This window comes from Paenibacillus sp. FSL H7-0357, assembly GCF_000758525.1.
Classification (GTDB): Bacteria; Bacillota; Bacilli; order Paenibacillales; family Paenibacillaceae; genus Paenibacillus_AQ.
In genome coordinates this window covers 2462843-2482994 of record NZ_CP009241.1, presented here as the reverse complement: position 1 = coordinate 2482994, position 20152 = coordinate 2462843, and the positions used below count along the sequence as shown (strand labels likewise).

The following is a 20152-nucleotide window of genomic DNA, read 5'->3' as shown; positions in this document are numbered from 1 at the left end:
TTCATAAATGGGTCTCACTTTTTGCAATGTGCATTTCACCAAGCAGCCCCAAAGAGTTGTCTACGTCTCGGGTGAACTGATGAAAAGCCTGAAACTAACCGGCAAGAAAAATATCCGCCTGCGGCTCGGAAAAGATGCCATTCCGGCAACGATCAAGCCGATCAAACGTGCCGGCAAGCATCTGTTCCTCGCCACTGGAGTAAAGAGTGCAATCAAGGTCCCCAAATCAGGCGGCGTCTATCTGCGCAACCTGCAGGATGAAGTACAGCTTGGACCGCTGGTCGGTGTATTGTCCGACGGCCCCGGGTCCTCGGCGAGCCCCTTCGGGTCCCGCACCGGCTTTATTAAGCAGCTCCTGCGGGAAGGCAGCAACAGATGTTATATTTTCGCCTTCATGCCGCGTGACATCGACTGGCAGCAGGAGCAGGTGAACGGCTTCTTCCTGAATGCCAGCGGCAAATTCGAACGCAAAGTAGTACCGCTGCCGGATGTCGTATATAACCGTCTGCCCAGCCGCAGAGCAGAGGTGTCCCCCTATATCAACCAGTTGCGTGAACGGTTTGCGCGCAAGAGAATTCCGTATTTCAACTGGAGCTTCTTCAATAAATCAGATATCTACCGGCTGCTGGAAAATGACGGGGCAGCAAACCGTTATGTACCGGAAACGCACAGCAACCCAAATCCGGATAAAATGCGGGAGATGCTCGAACGGCATCACTTTGTCTACTACAAACCTTCCGCAGGCAGTCTGGGCCACGGAATCTACCGGCTCACCTACCTGCCGAAGAAAGGCTACTTCGCCCGGTACCGTAAGAGCGGTAAAAATGTGCTGCTGCGGTTTACCAACTTCGACAGCCTCATGCGCATGCTGCGCGCCCGCCATGGCCAAAGCCTGAGTAATTATGTGGTGCAGCAGGGTATCCGCCTGATCGAAATTGACTCCTGCCCCATTGACTTCCGCTTCCATATGCATAAGAACGGCAGCAATCAATGGGTGGTTGTAGGCATCGGAGCCAAAAAAGCCGGCAGAGGCAGTGTGACCACCCACTTGAAGAACGGGGGCGCCCTGCTCACACCGCAACAGGCCCTGGGCCGCGTATTCGGCGCCAGAGCGGATGAAGTGCTGCAACGGGCGAAAATAACCGCCGTTAAGCTGGCCGAGTCGCTGGAGACCCAGCACCACCATCTGCTTGGCGAAATCGGCTTTGACCTTGGAATTGACCAGGATGAAGATATCTGGATGTTCGAGGCTAACGCCAAACCGGGACGCTCGATCTTCCGCCATCCTTCCCTGCGCGCTGAGGGCAAAGCTTCCATTGAGCACATCCTGGAGCATTGCCTCTATCTCAGCAAATTCCGCAGGAGGGATGATCTGTGAACAGCCGAATCCCTGACCCGAGCAAACCCGTAATAGCTATACTAACGACCAGTGACAGAGTAAAGCAATTTCGCGGCAACCGCAATAACTTCCGCGACATCATCCGCACCGGCAGAGAAATGGGCTTTCTTGTGTACGTTGTGACTACGCGTGATTTAAAGCTGGAGGAGCGGACGGTGAACGGCTACGTCCCTTCCCCCAGCGGCAAGCTGTGGTACAGCATTCCTGTCCCGCTGCCGCAGGTCATTTATAACCGGATTTCCAATCGTGAAGAAGAAGAAAAAGCACCAGTCGCCCGCAAAATTGCCGAGTGCCTGGAGCATGACCATATCAAGCTCTACAACCCGAGGTTTTTTAATAAATGGGATTTGTTTGAATGGCTGAAGGCATCGCGCGCAACCTCGAAGCATGTGCCAAAAACTAGACGGCTGCGCAGCGCAAATACCCTTATCGCCATGCTGAGTACTCATGACAGCCTCTACCTGAAGCCGGAAAGCGGCAAAGCCGGCAAGGGGATTATGCGGCTTAAATACCGCGAGGATGTAAGCCTGCCCTATCGGCTGCAGATACAGAGCGGCAAAAAGAACGCGACCTACAAAGCGGCCTCCATGGACCGCTTGTGGGCACGGATCAACAAGGAAAAAAAACAATCCCGTTATATTGTGCAGCAAGCCATTCAGCTCGCAACACACCACGGGCGGCCTTTCGATCTGCGGGTCCTCCTGCAGAAGAATAGCCGGGGAGGCTGGGCAGTGACCGGAATCGGTGCAAGGCTGGCCGGCGCCAGGAGCATTACAACCCATGTGCCGCGCGGCGGCAGCATTGAAGAGCCGGCAACCATGCTGGAAGGAACCTTCGGTCCAGAAAGGGCCGCAGCTATTCTCAAGAATGTCCCCACCACCGCGCTGCTGATTGCCCGCCAGATTGAACGGGCCTCCGAAATGATGCTGGGTGAGATGTCCATGGATCTTGGTGTCGATGAGGCCGGTGACCTGTGGTTCTTCGAGGCCAACTCACGGCCGATGAAATTCGACGAACCGGCCATCCGCAAGCTGTCCCTGGAGCGGATTTTTCAGTACAGCCAGCATTTGGCCCGCATGAACAAGTAGAAACCTGTAAAGGAAGTGACACGCCATGCAGATATCCTCTATCTATGACAGCAGTCCGGGCCAGTGGAATTCCAGATTGGCCGGGCTGCTGGAATTTTTGAGGGAGTACGGGGAGCAGCGGATTACGCTTCGTGCATGCAGGATGCTGGCCCGTCTGACTCCGGAGCAGCTTGCCGAGCCGGGCGTCTCCCTGCTTGTCGCCACCGTACGCGGTCAAAGCGGCCGTCAGCTGGCAGGCGTGAGCTTCGTATCCGGCTACGGCAAAGAAGCCTGTCTTGTTGCCGTCCATCCTCTATACCGGAACAGACATACCGGTACAGCCCTGCTGTCCGGGCAGCTGGAGCGGCTCGGCCGCCTGGAATGCAACGTCGCTACCGACAATACGGCAAGCCTGAAGATGTGCTTTAACAGCGGGCTTGCCGCTGTGGCATTGAAGAGCGGACCTACCGGCAAGCCCACGCTGCTGCTGCGGTCGCCCCAGAGCAGAGGCAGCGTGGAAATTTACCCACAAGAAGGTGAGCTCCTGTGCCAGAACCCGTCTTAGGCATCCTTACACTGTACCTGAACGACGCCAAACAGCTTGAAGAGAAGAGTGTATACAGGAGGATGATTATTGAAGGCAGCCGCATCGGATTGGATGTCTTTGTATTCACCCCCGCAGATGTGAATCCCGCTAAAGAGTTGATCCATGCAATGGTCTACGATCCGGGGAGCGGCAAATGGTCGCGCAAATGGCGGCCATTCCCGAATATGATCTATGACCGCTGCCGGATCCAGCGCAACGCCCGCTTTCAGCAGCTGCTCAAATTCCGCTCCCGCTATAATCATCTTACCTTTCTGAACCGGCCGCTGCGCAATAAATGGACCGTTCACCAGACCTTTTCGCAGAAAAGCCGCTTCCGCCAGCATATGCCGGAAACTTTGCTATATCAGTCTTCCGCTGATCTGCACCGGATGCTGAAATTCAGCCCTGTCGTCTACGTCAAACCGATTAACGGCACCGGTGGACGCGGCATCCTGCGGATTGAACGGCAGCGGGACGGCAAGCAACTCTACGATATCCAGGGACGCCGCCAGAACCGGCAGATTATTGCCCCCCGCAAGGTGTCGCTCACCCGTCTGGAGTCCATCGTGCGCCAATGGTGCCTCGGCGGACGCTTTCTGGTCCAGCAGGGTATCCCGCTGCGCCTGCCCAGCGGGCGCTACCACGACTACCGCATGCTAGTGCAAAAGAACGGCCAAGGCGTGTGGGAGCTGACCGGCATGGCCGGCCGGGTGGGAGCAGCCCGCAGTGTAACGTCTAACCTTCATGGCGGGGGACATGCGGTACGTGCGGAAGTCCTGCTGAAGAAATGGCTCGGCAGCGAAGAAAAAGCGTCCAAAGCCATGAAAACGGCTGAAAAACTAGGGCTTGAAGCGGCAGCCTTCCTTGAGGACAGCTTCGGCGCCCTATGCGAGCTGGCGCTGGACCTCGCTATCGACCGCGAGGGAAAGATTTACGTGCTGGAGGTCAATCCCAAGCCGGCCCGCGAAGTGTTCGCCCGCTCCGGCGACAGCGGCACCTACCGCAAAGCGCTGGTCCGCCCGCTGGAGTATGCGATGTGGGTGTATAAGAACAAGAACACGCCGAGTCCGGTGAAGACAACTGATGAGTAAATCTGTTACTCAAAGCCAAACAACCGCCTCTCTGAGTGATTCAGAAGGGGCGGTTGTTGATTCTGTAAAATATACGTGTAAACTCTCAAACTCATTAAACTGGAAGTAAAAGAAAGGTTGGGAGAACACATGGGACTTGGGTCAAAATAGCAATTTCAGCTCCAAGACTGTTATTTTAAGAACTTCTGGCTATATAGATTGAACTTAAGGTTTTAGAGTTGATGTTCCTTACCGACAACTGATTTCGACATACTAATTCTGTTCTTCCCAATATGTCTGAGGAAAGTCCCCCAAACAATGAGGTCGCCTTCGATTATCTTTTCCTTATAATTCCTTTTTCGTATTTAGCGAAATAATTAATGGTTTCTACCTTGATGTTCTGAAACACCTCTTAGGTTATTAAAATTGGTCATAACCACATCCAATAAAAAGAAATTCGGCTACAATCACACTACACAATCTTTATTCTGCTGAGTTAGAATCAACACAAAACACCTTCAAGATTAACTACATATCATCCGACATGCTTTATTTCTCTTGAAGGTGTTCTGTTTCTCTCTCCCAACGCTAGAAGAACACTTTATTATTCAATTATCAAGTAACAAATCTCTGACCATTCCGACCATAATACACCATCAAATACTTTAACCTTGACCATTAACAATTTGTAATTGGGAAGATTATCAGTGACTGTCCAACTCGTGGTATTGCTGGTCGTATTCTGAGCCACTGTTCCTGAATCCAGTACTACTTCTCCCGCTTCATCTAGAATCTGCACTTGGAATCCTGTGAACGTGGTTCCTTCACTGTCATTTTGCGTCCACCCTATGCTTGGTGTTGTAATTCCCACCACTGTCGGTACTTCCTGGCTTCCCGACGGCGTGGTCAGGACTACCTGTGGCGCTCCGTTGGTCTGCACCAACACCGGCGTCAAACGGGCAGTCAGGCTACCGTCTCCCAGTTGCCCGTATGTGTTGCTCCCCCAAGACCATACACTTCCGTCGTCTCCCTTGGCCAGACTATGGGTTACCCCTGCCGATACTTCCTTGATTCCGCTCAGTCCCGTCACTCGGATCGGTGCCCAACGATTTGTCTGAGTACCATCCCCTAATTGACCCAAGTTGTTGTACCCCCAAGCCCACACACTTCCATCACTCTTTACTGCCAAGCTGTAGTACGCACCTCCTGCTATTCCAATGACTCCATTCATTCCGGGCACCTGACTCACTCCCGTGGTACCTCCAGTTGCTGTTCCATTCCCTAGTTCTCCAACACTATTGGCTCCCCAAGCCCAAAGTGTTCCATCTTTCTTCAAGGCCAACTGGTGAAATCTTCCTGCGGCGATCTGTTTGACGCCGGATAGATTATCTACCTTGGCAAAGGCTGAATTCACTACTTTCCATACCGTTCCATCATTCTTCAACGCCATACTTGTTCCATTAGCTTCAATTGCCGTGATTCCGCTCAGACCTACCGCCTTGACCGGAGTTAACCGTTGGGTGTTTGTTCCATCCCCCAACTGATAGCTGGAGTTAGACCCCCAGCCCCACACGGTTCCGTCACCCTTCAGAGCTAAGCTATACTCACTCTCACTATTGCTTATGGCAATGACTCCGCTGAGTTCCTTAACCTGCACGGGTATCGCACTGGACGTAGTGCTTCCATTCCCCAGCTGGCCCCTACTATTACTTCCCCATGACCACACGGTTCCGTCCGCTTTCAGTGCCAGCGTTGTTTCTCCTGCTGCTGACACTGCCACTACATCCTCCAGTCCCGTGACCTGCACGGCTGTACTGCTGTTCAACAGGCTGCCATTTCCCAGTTGCCCTTGAGTATTCTGTCCCCAAGCCCATACAGTCCCGTCGCTCTTCAACTGTACGCTGTGGGTACCTCCTGCAACAATGCTGGACCCTGCCTGACCTTCTCCGCTTACTTGCATCCAGCCTGCGGCGGACCACTCGGACCCCGCACCTTCATCACTTACCTTCACCCGCACCTGCAGCTTCTGACCCACTGGCAGTGCTTCTGTGACTGTCCAACTCGCGGTATTGCTGGTCGTATTCTGAGCCACTGTTCCTGAATCCAGTACTACTTCTCCCGCTTCATCTAGAATCTGCACTTGGAATCCTGTGAACGTGGTCCCTTCACTGTCGTTTTGCGTCCACCCTATGCTTGGTGTTGTAATTCCCACCACTGTCGGTACTTCCTGGCTTCCCGACGGCGTGGTCAGGACTACCTGTGGCGCTCCGTTGGTCTGCACCAACACCGGCGTCAAACGGGCAGTCAGGCTACCGTCTCCCAGTTGCCCATATGTGTTGCTCCCCCAAGCCCATACACTTCCGTCGTCCCCTTTGGCCAGACTATGGGTTACCCCTGCCGATACTTCCTTAATTCCGCTCAGTCCCGTCACTCGGATCGGTGTCAGAATCTGACCATAATTACTGCCCTCTCCCAGCCGCCCCTTGTTAGACCCCCATGCCCATACACTTCCGTCACTCTTTACTGCCAGACTGTACTGGTCACCAGCCTTGAGCTGAACCACTCCACTGATAGTTGTTATTTTTGCTGGTTGATTTGTTAAAACAGTCGTTCCATTTCCTAACTGACCATAAGTATTGGTCCCCCATGTCCACACGGCACCATCTTCCCCCAGTGCCATCCAATGGTCAGTTCCCACTGCAATTTGCTTCACTCGGGAAAGACTTGTTAGTTGGGCAAATACATACTTATTATTTTGGACCATCCGGCTCGCCCATACAGACCCATCATTCTTCAGGGCTAAACTATTGCCACTTCCAGCGGCGATTGCCGTGATTCCGCTTAGATCTATCGCCTTGACCGGAGTTAACCGCTGGGTATTCGTTCCATCCCCCAACTGATAGTTGGAGTTAACTCCCCAGCCCCATACGGTTCCGTCACTTTTCAGGGCTAGACTGTGCTTATCACTTGACGCTATGGCAATGACTCCGCTCAGTCCCGTGACCTGCACGGGTACCGCACTGAACATAGTGCTTCCATTCCCTAACTGGCCGTTACTGTTACTTCCCCATGACCACACGGTTCCGTCCGCTTTCAGTGCCAGCGTTGTATCTCCTGCTGCTGACACTGCTACCACATCCTCCAGTCCTGTGACCTGCACGGCTGTACTGCTCTTCAACAAGCTGCCATTTCCCAGTTGTCCTTGAGTATTCTGTCCCCAAGCCCATACAGTCCCGTCGCTCTTCAACTGTACGCTGTGGGTACCTCCTGCAACAATGCTGGACCCTGCCTGACCTTCTCCGCTTACTTGCATCCAGCCTGCGGCGGACCACTCGGACCCCGCACCTTCATCACTTACCTTCACCCGCACCTGCAGCTTCTGACCCACTGGCAGTGCTTCTGTGACTGTCCAACTCGCGGTATTGCTGGTCGTATTCTGAGCCACTGTTCCTGAATCCAGTACTACTTCTCCCGCTTCATCTAGAATCTGCACTTGGAATCCTGTGAACGTGGTCCCTTCACTGTCGTTTTGCGTCCACCCTATGCTTGGTGTTGTAATTCCCACCACTGTCGGTACTTCCTGGCTTCCCGACGGCGTGGTCAGGACTACCTGTGGCGCTCCGTTGGTCTGCACCAACACCGGCGTCAAACGGGCAGTCAGGCTACCGTCTCCCAGTTGCCCATATGTGTTGCTCCCCCAAGCCCATACACTTCCGTCGTCCCCTTTGGCCAGACTATGGGTTACCCCTGCCGATACTTCCTTAATTCCGCTCAGTCCCGTCACTCGGATCGGTGTCAGAATTTGACCATAATTACTGCCCTCTCCCAGCCGCCCCTTGTTAGACCCCCATGCCCATACACTTCCGTCACTCTTTACTGCCAGACTGTACTGGTCACCAGCCTTGAGCTGAACCACTCCACTGATAGTTGTTATTTTTGCTGGTTGATTTGTTAAAACAGTCGTTCCATTTCCTAACTGACCATAAGTATTGGTCCCCCATGTCCACACGGCACCATCTTCCCCCAGTGCCATCCAATGGTCAGTTCCCACTGCAATTTGCTTCACTCGGGAAAGACTTGTTAGTTGGGCAAATACATACTTATTATTTTGGACCATCCGGCTCGCCCATACAGACCCATCATTCTTCAGGGCTAAACTATTGCCACTTCCAGCGGCGATTGCCGTGATTCCGCTTAGATCTATCGCCTTGACCGGAGTTAACCGCTGGGTATTCGTTCCATCCCCCAACTGATAGTTGGAGTTAACTCCCCAGCCCCATACGGTTCCGTCACTTTTCAGGGCTAGACTGTGCTTATCACTTGACGCTATGGCAATGACTCCGCTCAGTCCCGTGACCTGCACGGGTACCGCACTGAACATAGTGCTTCCATTCCCTAACTGGCCGTTACTGTTACTTCCCCATGACCACACGGTTCCGTCCGCTTTCAGTGCCAGCGTTGTATCTCCTGCTGCTGACACTGCTACCACATCCTCCAGTCCTGTGACCTGCACGGCTGTACTGCTCTTCAACAAGCTGCCATTTCCCAGTTGTCCTTGAGTATTCTGTCCCCAAGCCCATACAGTCCCGTCGCTCTTCAACTGTACGCTGTGGGTACCTCCTGCAACAATGCTGGACCCTGCCTGACCTTCTCCGCTTACTTGCATCCAGCCTGCGGCGGACCACTCGGACCCCGCACCTTCATCACTTACCTTCACCCGCACCTGCAGCTTCTGACCCACTGGCAGTGCTTCTGTGACTGTCCAACTCGCGGTATTGCTGGTCGTATTCTGAGCCACTGTTCCTGAATCCAGTACTACTTCTCCCGCTTCATCTAGAATCTGCACTTGGAATCCTGTGAACGTGGTCCCTTCACTGTCGTTTTGCGTCCACCCTATGCTTGGTGTTGTAATTCCCACCACTGTCGGTACTTCCTGGCTTCCCGACGGCGTGGTCAGGACTACCTGTGGCGCTCCGTTGGTCTGCACCAACACCGGCGTCAAACGGGCAGTCAGGCTACCGTCTCCCAGTTGCCCGTATGTGTTGCTCCCCCAAGACCATACACTTCCGTCGTCTCCCTTGGCCAGACTATGGGTTACCCCTGCCGATACTTCCTTAATTCCGCTCAGTCCCGTCACTCGGATCGGTGTCAGAATTTGACCATAATTACTGCCCTCTCCCAGCCGCCCCTTGTTAGACCCCCATGCCCATACACTTCCGTCACTCTTTACTGCCAGACTGTACTGGTCACCAGCCTTGAGCTGAACCACTCCACTGATAGTTGTTATTTTTGCTGGTTGATTTGTTAAAACAGTCGTTCCATTTCCTAACTGACCATAAGTATTGGTCCCCCATGTCCACACGGCACCATCTTCCCCCAGTGCCATCCAATGGTCAGTTCCCACTGCAATTTGCTTCACTCGGGAAAGACTTGTTAGTTGGGCAAATACATACTTATTATTTTGGACCATCCGGCTCGCCCATACAGACCCATCATTCTTCAGGGCTAAACTATTGCCACTTCCAGCGGCGATTGCCGTGATTCCGCTTAGATCTATCGCCTTGACCGGAGTTAACCGCTGGGTATTCGTTCCATCCCCCAACTGATAGTTGGAGTTAACTCCCCAGCCCCATACGGTTCCGTCACTTTTCAGGGCTAGACTGTGCTTATCACTTGACGCTATGGCAATGACTCCGCTCAGTCCCGTGACCTGCACGGGTACCGCACTGAACATAGTGCTTCCATTCCCTAACTGGCCGTTACTGTTACTTCCCCATGACCACACGGTTCCGTCCGCTTTCAGTGCCAGCGTTGTATCTCCTGCTGCTGACACTGCTACCACATCCTCCAGTCCTGTGACCTGCACGGCTGTACTGCTCTTCAACAAGCTGCCATTTCCCAGTTGTCCTTGAGTATTCTGTCCCCAAGCCCATACAGTCCCGTCGCTCTTCAACTGTACGCTGTGGGTACCTCCTGCAACAATGCTGGACCCTGCCTGACCTTCTCCGCTTACTTGCATCCAGCCTGCGGCGGACCACTCGGACCCCGCACCTTCATCACTTACCTTCACCCGCACCTGCAGCTTCTGACCCACTGGCAGTGCTTCTGTGACTGTCCAACTCGCGGTATTGCTGGTCGTATTCTGAGCCACTGTTCCTGAATCCAGTACTACTTCTCCCGCTTCATCTAGAATCTGCACTTGGAATCCTGTGAACGTGGTTCCTTCACTGTCATTTTGCGTCCACCCTATGCTTAGTGTTGTAATTCCCACCACTGTCGGTACTTCCTGGCTTCCCGACGGCGTGGTCAGGACTACCTGTGGCGCTCCGTTGGTCTGCACCAACACCGGCGTCAAACGGGCAGTCAGGCTACCGTCTCCCAGTTGCCCGTATGTGTTGCTCCCCCAAGACCATACACTTCCGTCGTCTCCCTTGGCCAGACTATGGGTTACCCCTGCCGATACTTCCTTGATTCCGCTCAGTCCCGTCACTCGGATCGGTGCCCAACGATTTGTCTGAGTACCATCCCCTAATTGACCCAAGTTGTTGTACCCCCAAGCCCACACACTTCCATCACTCTTTACTGCCAAGCTGTAGTACGCACCTCCTGCTATTCCAATGACTCCATTCATTCCGGGCACCTGACTCACTCCCGTGGTACCTCCAGTTGCTGTTCCATTCCCTAGTTCTCCAACACTATTGGCTCCCCAAGCCCAAAGTGTTCCATCTTTCTTCAAGGCCAACTGGTGAAATCTTCCTGCGGCGATCTGTTTGACGCCGGATAGATTATCTACCTTGGCAAAGGCTGAATTCACTACTTTCCATACCGTTCCATCATTCTTCAACGCCATACTTGTTCCATTAGCTTCAATTGCCGTGATTCCGCTCAGACCTACCGCCTTGACCGGAGTTAACCGTTGGGTGTTTGTTCCATCCCCCAACTGATAGCTGGAGTTAGACCCCCAGCCCCACACGGTTCCGTCACCCTTCAGAGCTAAGCTATACTCACTCTCACTATTGCTTATGGCAATGACTCCGCTGAGTTCCTTAACCTGCACGGGTATCGCACTGGACGTAGTGCTTCCATTCCCCAGCTGGCCCCTACTATTACTTCCCCATGACCACACGGTTCCGTCCGCTTTCAGTGCCAGCGTTGTTTCTCCTGCTGCTGACACTGCCACTACATCCTCCAGTCCCGTGACCTGCACGGCTGTACTGCTGTTCAACAGGCTGCCATTTCCCAGTTGCCCTTGAGTATTCTGTCCCCAAGCCCATACAGTCCCGTCGCTCTTCAACTGTACGCTGTGGGTACCTCCTGCAACAATGCTGGACCCTGCCTGACCTTCTCCGCTTACTTGCATCCAGCCTGCGGCGGACCACTCGGACCCCGCACCTTCATCACTTACCTTCACCCGCACCTGCAGCTTCTGACCCACTGGCAGTGCTTCTGTGACTGTCCAACTCGCGGTATTGCTGGTCGTATTCTGAGCCACTGTTCCTGAATCCAGTACTACTTCTCCCGCTTCATCTAGAATCTGCACTTGGAATCCTGTGAACGTGGTCCCTTCACTGTCGTTTTGCGTCCACCCTATGCTTGGTGTTGTAATTCCCACCACTGTCGGTACTTCCTGGCTTCCCGACGGCGTGGTCAGGACTACCTGTGGCGCTCCGTTGGTCTGCACCAACACCGGCGTCAAACGGGCAGTCAGGCTACCGTCTCCCAGTTGCCCATATGTGTTGCTCCCCCAAGCCCATACACTTCCGTCGTCCCCTTTGGCCAGACTATGGGTTACCCCTGCCGATACTTCCTTAATTCCGCTCAGTCCCGTCACTCGGATCGGTGCCCAACGATTTGTCTGAGTACCATCCCCTAATTGACCCAAGTTGTTGTACCCCCAAGCCCACACACTTCCATCACTCTTTACTGCCAAGCTGTAGTACGCACCTCCTGCTATTCCAATGACTCCATTCATTCCGGGCACCTGACTCACTCCCGTGGTACCTCCAGTTGCTGTTCCATTCCCTAGTTCTCCAACACTATTGGCTCCCCAAGCCCAAAGTGTTCCATCTTTCTTCAAGGCCAACTGGTGAAATCTTCCTGCGGCGATCTGTTTGACGCCGGATAGATTATCTACCTTGGCAAAGGCTGAATTCACTACTTTCCATACCGTTCCATCATTCTTCAACGCCATACTTGTTCCATTAGCTTCAATTGCCGTGATTCCGCTCAGACCTACCGCCTTGACCGGAGTTAACCGTTGGGTGTTTGTTCCATCCCCCAACTGATAGCTGGAGTTAGACCCCCAGCCCCACACGGTTCCGTCACCCTTCAGAGCTAAGCTATACTCACTCTCACTATTGCTTATGGCAATGACTCCGCTGAGTTCCTTAACCTGCACGGGTATCGCACTGGACGTAGTGCTTCCATTCCCCAGCTGGCCCCTACTATTACTTCCCCATGACCACACGGTTCCGTCCGCTTTCAGTGCCAGCGTTGTTTCTCCTGCTGCTGACACTGCCACTACATCCTCCAGTCCCGTGACCTGCACGGCTGTACTGCTGTTCAACAGGCTGCCATTTCCCAGTTGCCCTTGAGTATTCTGTCCCCAAGCCCATACAGTCCCGTCAGCACGTAACCATACACTAAATGCATTAGAAGCAGCTATCATGGTATCTCTGGTACTTACAGTAATATATTGACTATTATAATTCCCTGCATTATCAAATGCCTTAATCTCGAATTTGTACGAAGTACCTGGTGTTAAATTTTGCACAAGATAAGTATTATCTTTGGTATTTCCCACTAAGTTAGTATTAGCATAAATATCGTATCGATTAATCCCACTTAATGTATCAATAGAATGATTCCATTTTAAACGGATACTTGTTAATCCCTTACCAGTCAAATCAGAAGGAATTGTTAAATTTGATGGCTTGGTAGGTACTGTTTTATCAATATATATTGATTTCGCAGACTTGTTACTAATATTTCCTGCATTGTCGATTGTTCTAGCATATACAGTTGTAATTCCCTCGGAACTAATTATTACTGGGCTATTATAAACTATCCACTCACCATCTAAGCCTATTTTATATTCACTGTTCTTAACGTGACTCAGATTATCTTCACCATCAAGTATAGTAAAGCTAATATTTTCATTACTCCAAGCATCATCACTCAGAACTATTGCTGGGTTGGTTGGATTTGTCTTATCTATCTTTGCTACCCCAGAAACTTCCTCACTAAGGTTAAATACATTGTCCACTGATCTGGCGTAAACATTGTATATTCCTTCTGTATCAATTACAAAAGGCGCAGTATAATCTTTCCATTCTCCATCATCTATTTTATATTGATACTTTAGAAATCCACTGTTCGGAAAACCCTTATCCGCATCTGTTCCATCAGACAATGTTATGGTAACTGACTGATTTGTCCATTTTGATGGTTCAATTGTCATTTTGGGTACTATTGGGTTGGTCCTATCAATTTTTGCCTCTCCAGAAACCTCATCACTTAGGTTATTAGCATTATCCACTGATCGAGCTACAACCTTATATAAACCCTCAGTATCGATAATTATTGGTGTAGTATAATCTTTCCATTCTCCATCATCTATTTTATATTGATACTTTTGAAATCCACTGTTCGGAAAACCCTTATCCATATCAGTTCCACCTGACAAAGTAACGGTGACTAACTGACTTGTCCATATTGATGGTTCAATTGTCATTATCGGTTTGTGGGGATTGGTTTTATCAACCTTAGCCACCCCAGTTACTTCTTCACTAAGGTTAAATACATTGTCCACTGATCTTGCGTAAACATTGTACAATCCTTCTGTATCAATCACAAAAGGCGCAGTATAGTCTTTCCACTCTCCCTCCTGGTTGATCTTGTATTGATATTTTTGAAAACCGCTATCTGCATCTGTTCCTCCAGCTAATGTAATCGTGACAAACTTGTTCGTCCATGCTGTAGGATCTACCGTCATTATTGGTACGGTCGGGTTAGTAGTATCCACCTTCACCGTTTCTGTTAATACTTCGGAATCATTTCTATTTTTATCTCTCACATAAGATTTGAAATTATATATTCCAGTATCAGGTAGTGTTATAGGTTCAACATACTCCTTATACTCAGAACTATTCAGATCATAAAAATATTTATAAACACCAGATGCATTATCGTCTCCGGCTAAATTATAATAAACGTTCTTACCGTACCATTCATTTACACCTTTTACTCCAGCAACGTGTGAGCTTAATGTTGGTATTGTTTCGTCTTGAGTTCCTCCTAGATCTAATTGTACAGAAGGACTAACGCTACCTTCGAAGTTACCATCACCATTCTGATCTACTTGAAGCACTACTTGCCCATTCTGATTAACATCAGCTTTAAATATTGAACCAGGAGTAACAGTAACATTATCAAAACGCAATGTTTTATCTTCAACATCATTTTCATTTGCCCATACTATTGAAAAGGTTAATTCACCATATCCTGTACCAACAATACGAATTTTATAGTTTTCATCATCGTTTACTAAGGCAATCTTTGTTTCACCATCTGTAAAATAGTTGGCGTCAGGAATGTTTGATTCAAAAGTTTCTGAACTTGTTGGTCCAGTATGGTTACCAGATGAATCATATAGATGCAATTCTACCGGACATTCTGCTTTAAATTTCACTGTTTTTATTTCTTTCGTCTCGTCACGTATCTTTTCGGAGACAAATTCATTTGGTTTATCTTTTAAAATATTTAGAATTTTTTTTTGTACTTCAACACTTTTCACAAGACCAACATGTGATCTCGCAATATAATAAGTCCGTGATTCATCAAGCAAGAAATTTACTGTAGCGCTGGAAACAGGTACAACAGCATCTCCTTGTATACTTTTCACATCACCAAGAGCTTTATTGTTTTTTGAAGGGGAGAAGTAAACAAGTTTACCAGGAGTTGCTTTCTGATCACCTACAATATAGTAAGAATCTACTTTTTTAAGAGTGTTGAGCACATCCAAAGCAGAATGGAAATCCTTTGCTTCGTCGAACAAAAAATCATTCGACCAGTCTCTATTATTTTTTATTAAATTTTCCGTATCACTGAAAGTGTTATACTTAGTAACTTTCACTTTTGGTCCGTAAGGGTCAGTATATGATTGCGTCTCAATGTATCCGTTGGTTTGAAATGAAAAATAGGATTTATTAGGGAGTAGCTCGTAGATAGATGGAACATTTTTCTCCAAACTTCTTATTGCATCACCCACAGCCACGTAAGCTAAGAAACTTTCTGTCAGATTCCCTGTTTCAAGCATATTGACCGCTTGGGGTGCTCCAAGAAATGGTGTACCTATTGTAATCATTTTTTTTATTAGTTGGCTATTTCCCTGTCTAATAAATTCAGTGGCGACAAGTCCTCCCATGCTATGAGCAACAATATAGTAATTACTATACGGAGACGCAGCTCGCTCAATATTTATTTTTTCTTTCAACTTCTGTGCATTTATACTGGAGCCTAATCTCCAATCGTAGGGAAAATCAACGACGTGAAATCCTTCATTTTTAAAGAAAGCTAAAATACCATCATAATCACTGATACTGTTGTGAACACTTATGTTATTTTTACTTTCTCCTAAAGTGGTCATCTGAAGGCTATTAATTTGGCCGCGAATGCGAGGGAGATTTAAGTTATCTTCAGGCTCCCATACCTGTTCATCACCCAGAAATAACTCACTTCCCATTATTCCGGGTAAAAATATTATTCTATCTTTATAAACAGTAACTGTACACTCATTAGTATAGTTTGGTCGATCTGTTGGCTGTACAACAAATCTATAGCTCCCTTCATCTTTGGGTTCATAAGAAAATCTCTCCCCCCAACTTGAACTCCTGTAAATATAATCTGACAATAATTCATTATCCTTATAGATGTTTACTAATACAGGGTGTGCTCTATCATCGAAACTGTAATTGATATAAATCTTCTCTCCAAATTTTACAACAGCATTATCTGGAGAGACTGACGTGCTCAATATTCCGATTGAAGACTCTTCGGATAGATTGTTGCTGTATACTGATTCCTGAACTGAACTAGCATATGAATAATTTTGAAAACTTCCAATTGAACTAAATAAAGAAACAAAAATTGTAATGATTATACTGATCGAAAAAATCCTTTTCATAGCACTAATCCCCCTCTATACTTTCAAACGCTTACCTTCTTTTCTTACTTTGATTAGATAATATAAAGCCAAAATAAATTGGATTACTAAAATGCTCCCAGGAAGCAGAATAAGCATTTCCACCTGATATTTTGGGAATAATTCAATAGAAACGACAACTGCATCCCCACTATCTCCACTAGTTTGTATTCCTTTGAAAAATAACAAAAGTAAAAAATTTGGGAGCGTAGTAAACAGAAACCAGGTGACATGATACTTTATCCTCTGAGTCCTTATAAACAAAAAGGAATTAATAAAACATAAAAGTAGCGGCACAAAGTATACCTTAAATGAGAATTCTAATAATCCTGTCCCCCACCCTTCTATTCTTATCTCAAGTAAATAAATCAAAATTAGATGTAATCCAACAACTATTAGTACATAAAGAATGGCTTGAAATACTGTCTTTATAAATTCCCTCATTCATTTGCCCTCCCTTTATTACTTAATACTCGTTCGATATTATCTCCCCTCGTCGAGTTTATTTACCCTACCTCACAGGCCTTGATCCCAATGTTTGACTTTGCATTAATAAAAGCAAAATAGCACTTATACACTTATTAACCTTATTATGTAATTATCGGATATTTGAAGGGGAAACTGAATAGTAAAGCCTATCTTATGAGTTAAGAGTATATCTTCATTTGAACTGACTTAAAGTTTATGAAACAAAAACAAAGTTTGAACTTAAGAGAACTCTCTTTATTGTGCCTTTTGAATTCTGAGTGTGTAGATAAACTTAAGGAAAGGCTGAACAGAAAATAAATCCAAGATGATATTTCAATCACAACCGCACGTATAAACAACATGTTAATTGGGTTAATGCTACGTGGAGAAAAGCGACAGACCATAGACAAAACAGCTTTTTTTATACCAATACAACATCATCTTAGATTATTATCTTTCACCTCTATCATAGTACACCTTTGGCCGCCTCTTCATTTACATCTATGATGCATGTGTTATTGTGTTCACCCCCACAGATGTGAATCTCAGTAAAGAGTTGATTCTTGCAATGGTCTACGATCCGGGGGAACGGCAAATGGTCGCGTAAATGACGGCCATCCCCAAATATGATCTATGACCGCTGCCGGATCCAGCGCAACGCCCGCCTTCAGCAGCTGCTCAGATTCCGTTCCCTCTATAATCATCTTACCTTTCTGAACCGGCCGCTGAGTAATACATGGACGGTTCACCAGACCTTTTCGCAGAATAGCCGCTTCCACCAGCATATACCGACCACCTTCTGTACCTGTCTTTAACCGATCTGCAGCGGATGTGTAATTACAGTCCTCCCGATTACATCAAACCGATAAACAGCACCGGCGGAGGTGGCATCCTTAGAATAGAACCGCTGAGAAACATCTTGACCTTCTACGACAACTAGGGACGCCGCCAGAACCAGCAAATCATCGCACCCTGCAAGGTTTCACGCACCCGCCTGGAGTGAAATCTAAGCTGTAGTTAAAATCACAAATACCTCCATACGCACTACGAGTCATTAGAAGAAATTCACAATGGCATCCACCCTCTTATATCCATCAAAACCCGCTAAAATTTGTTCATCTGATCCAACACCATGCCAGTGTCCATTTTCGATAACTTGAAGGTAGATCACTTTATTCCAAGGTTACATTAGGATTCAAAGTAATCTCAAAAGCACGGCCCCAAATAAAATCCGGATCATCATGAAGGAGTTCTGCACTGACATATTCCGAAAATGACCAAGTGGTTCCACAAATCTGGCGGACGTTATAAGCCGTTCCAGAACCGCCGTTAAGGAATGCACTTTTCCCGGAAAGCGAAGCCGCATGCGTCTGCATCCGCTCCCTCAGCACGTCTTGTAAATGCAAATAGTCCTCTGGACTATTGAACAAAAGCATATTTTGATCTGCAATCGTAGCGATATTTGTATACAAAGAATTGGCTCTCGAGTACTCCCGGATTTCACCAATGGCCAACGTTTTGTAATAATAGTCTTTCAAGAATCGCTTAAACAAAAGCGTACCGTGAGCGTTGACTGCTGAACTGAGTGCCTCGGCATCTTTTTCCGTAACCAAGTACGTATACCGCGCCTGGCCCATACCCAGTGCAATTCCGATCTTGTTACCTGGCGTGTTCCAGCCACTGTATCCTAAAATACTCCCGGTATGCTCGCTACCCAGCAATGCTTCGGTTACAGTGGCATTCGCTGCGCCGCCACCCACGAAATCAATGACTACAGTTGGAACGTGCTGGGTACTATTGGCAGCAATCCGGCTGACCGCAGCCGTTACCTGATTCGCAGCAGTTATCGCGATAATTTCCACGGTAGGTGAAGTGCTCACAGATTTTCCGCCAACAATATCCACATGACGCAAAATATTTTGATGCACATCCATATATTCATATGGACTGGTGATGGTGGAGCCATGTGGTCCAAAGTATTGCACGGCATACCTTGGCTTTGCTCCGCTACGATAGAGCTGATTCGCCATACGTGCCACTAGCGCCTGCCCCAATCCGTCTGCATCCGGAAGAATAATAGCCCGATCTGGGTTTTGACCATTCGTTCCGCCAAGACAAGTATTGATGCGCCCTTCCAGAAAGTTAATCTCATTGATTTGTACCCCCTGCGTATTGGCATCATCGACACCCACCGCGAGAAAATCAATGTATCCCGCTTGGACCAGCTTCTCTAGAATGTAACGATTACTCTTGAACTTGTGCTGTCTGGTATTGTAATAATGGTCTTTATTAAAATGGGTCGTACTGCCATAAGAACCGGTTGGCGACAAGTGATATCCGGTGAGAATATCAGCAAACTGTGAAAAACTTTTCCGTGGCTGCAACATGAAACTGCGTGATTCTGTATAGGCTTCAAAGGTTAAACCTTCTGCAAAAATCGTTGTGGCCAGCCTCAAAATGGTATCCATTACATAGACCGGCTTCTTAGGATAAGATTGTTTAACTAAACGAATCACGTCGAGCAAATTCGTGATAGTCGCATCATAATCCGGGTAAGCTCCGCCTGCACTCGTCCGAAGACGGCGACTTCCGATCAAGCCCCCATAAGCTAGCATATCTGTTGAGATGATAAAGCCATCTACAGAGGCTGCATTATCAAGAATAAACTGCCGGATGTTTGCGGTATTCCCATAGGTGGGTAAAGAGGTCGCCAGTAATGTTGTTCCAGATGCTGTCTTTTGTGAATCCAGCCGGTTTCTAAGGTCGCTCACACTTGGCGTGATCACATTGATCCCCGCCGATCTCCCTTGGACAATGACATCATCCAGATTGACCGGTCTATCATCCAACGGTACGTACAGTACATTTTTCATTTTTATCAAGCTCCCTCCCAAACCCATTTCGTTCTCCTTTATTTGTGCCTTACTTATAGGGTAATTTAAGCGGACGTAATACAACCAAAAAAATATATTGTTTGTTGTGCGTGCAGCGCGGGTTCTATGTATATGTTTTGTCCTCTTTCACGTATGCAGATGATGTACTTTATCTTTTTCCAATAAATTCCCGACTGTAGAGGGCAAGGCAGCTAGCCAGGTTGCCTTACCTGCGCAAGAGAGTAGTTTAGGAAGGGGATTATTTTCACTACCTCCAACAAACCCGTGCGTACATTAATATTTGGTCAAAAATTCATTCGTAGCTTACGAGAGTTAAGTTTCTATTGGTCATGGTCATTCGAACGATCGAATCGATACTGGAGGTTATAACTAAAAAGACAAAAAGAAACCACATGGAATATAATTCACATGTGGTGAAAATGAATTCTCAATCAATATTCAGTTTCCTATTCATCTTTGGCGTACC

Annotated in this window: 9 protein-coding genes; 4 read left to right on the top strand and 5 right to left on the bottom strand. The window is 48.2% G+C overall.

The window, feature by feature from the left end:
• The first annotated feature begins 7 nt into the window (after nt 1-7).
• Genes H70357_RS10645 through H70357_RS10630 form a run of 4 tightly spaced genes read left to right on the top strand, consistent with a single transcriptional unit; the run spans nt 8 to nt 4143 of the window.
• Entirely contained in the window at nt 8-1378 is a 1371-nt protein-coding gene (locus H70357_RS10645; protein WP_038588885.1) for a YheC/YheD family endospore coat-associated protein, read from the top strand.
• Entirely contained in the window at nt 1375-2487 is a 1113-nt protein-coding gene (locus H70357_RS10640) for a YheC/YheD family endospore coat-associated protein (protein ID WP_038588882.1), read from the top strand. Before H70357_RS10645 ends, H70357_RS10640 begins: the two co-directional genes overlap by 4 nt.
• A 25-nt stretch (nt 2488-2512) precedes the next feature.
• Nucleotides 2513-3031 (top strand): GNAT family N-acetyltransferase, encoded by a 519-nt coding sequence (locus H70357_RS10635; RefSeq protein WP_038588879.1) that lies wholly within the window; start codon nt 2513-2515, stop codon nt 3029-3031.
• Nucleotides 3013-4143 (top strand): YheC/YheD family endospore coat-associated protein, encoded by a 1131-nt coding sequence (locus H70357_RS10630; RefSeq protein WP_038588876.1) that lies wholly within the window; start codon nt 3013-3015, stop codon nt 4141-4143. Before H70357_RS10635 ends, H70357_RS10630 begins: the two co-directional genes overlap by 19 nt.
• Nucleotides 4144-4726: 583 nt before the next feature.
• On the opposite strand, the gene H70357_RS35815 is transcribed toward H70357_RS10630, so the two are convergent.
• The 5 genes from H70357_RS35815 to H70357_RS10600 form a co-directional block, all read right to left on the bottom strand.
• Nucleotides 4727-15769, bottom strand: coding sequence for an OmpL47-type beta-barrel domain-containing protein (locus H70357_RS35815; RefSeq protein WP_442950471.1), 11043 nt, complete (start codon nt 15767-15769; stop codon nt 4727-4729).
• A gap of 552 nt (nt 15770-16321) precedes the next feature.
• Nucleotides 16322-16768, bottom strand: a complete 447-nt coding sequence (locus tag H70357_RS10610; protein ID WP_038588873.1) for a hypothetical protein — start codon at nt 16766-16768, stop codon at nt 16322-16324.
• A 569-nt stretch (nt 16769-17337) separates the two neighbouring features.
• Entirely contained in the window at nt 17338-17577 is a 240-nt protein-coding gene (locus H70357_RS10605; RefSeq protein ID WP_038588870.1) for a hypothetical protein, read from the bottom strand.
• A gap of 26 nt (nt 17578-17603) precedes the next feature.
• The gene (locus H70357_RS35810) at nt 17604-17753 is read right to left on the bottom strand and encodes a hypothetical protein (RefSeq protein WP_156130851.1); all 150 of its coding nucleotides are present in this window, start codon (nt 17751-17753) and stop codon (nt 17604-17606) included.
• 211 nt (nt 17754-17964) lie between these two features.
• Complete coding sequence (locus H70357_RS10600) at nt 17965-19665, bottom strand: DUF4127 family protein (RefSeq protein WP_038599200.1); 1701 nt, start codon at nt 19663-19665, stop codon at nt 17965-17967.
• Nucleotides 19666-20152 lie beyond the last annotated feature (487 nt).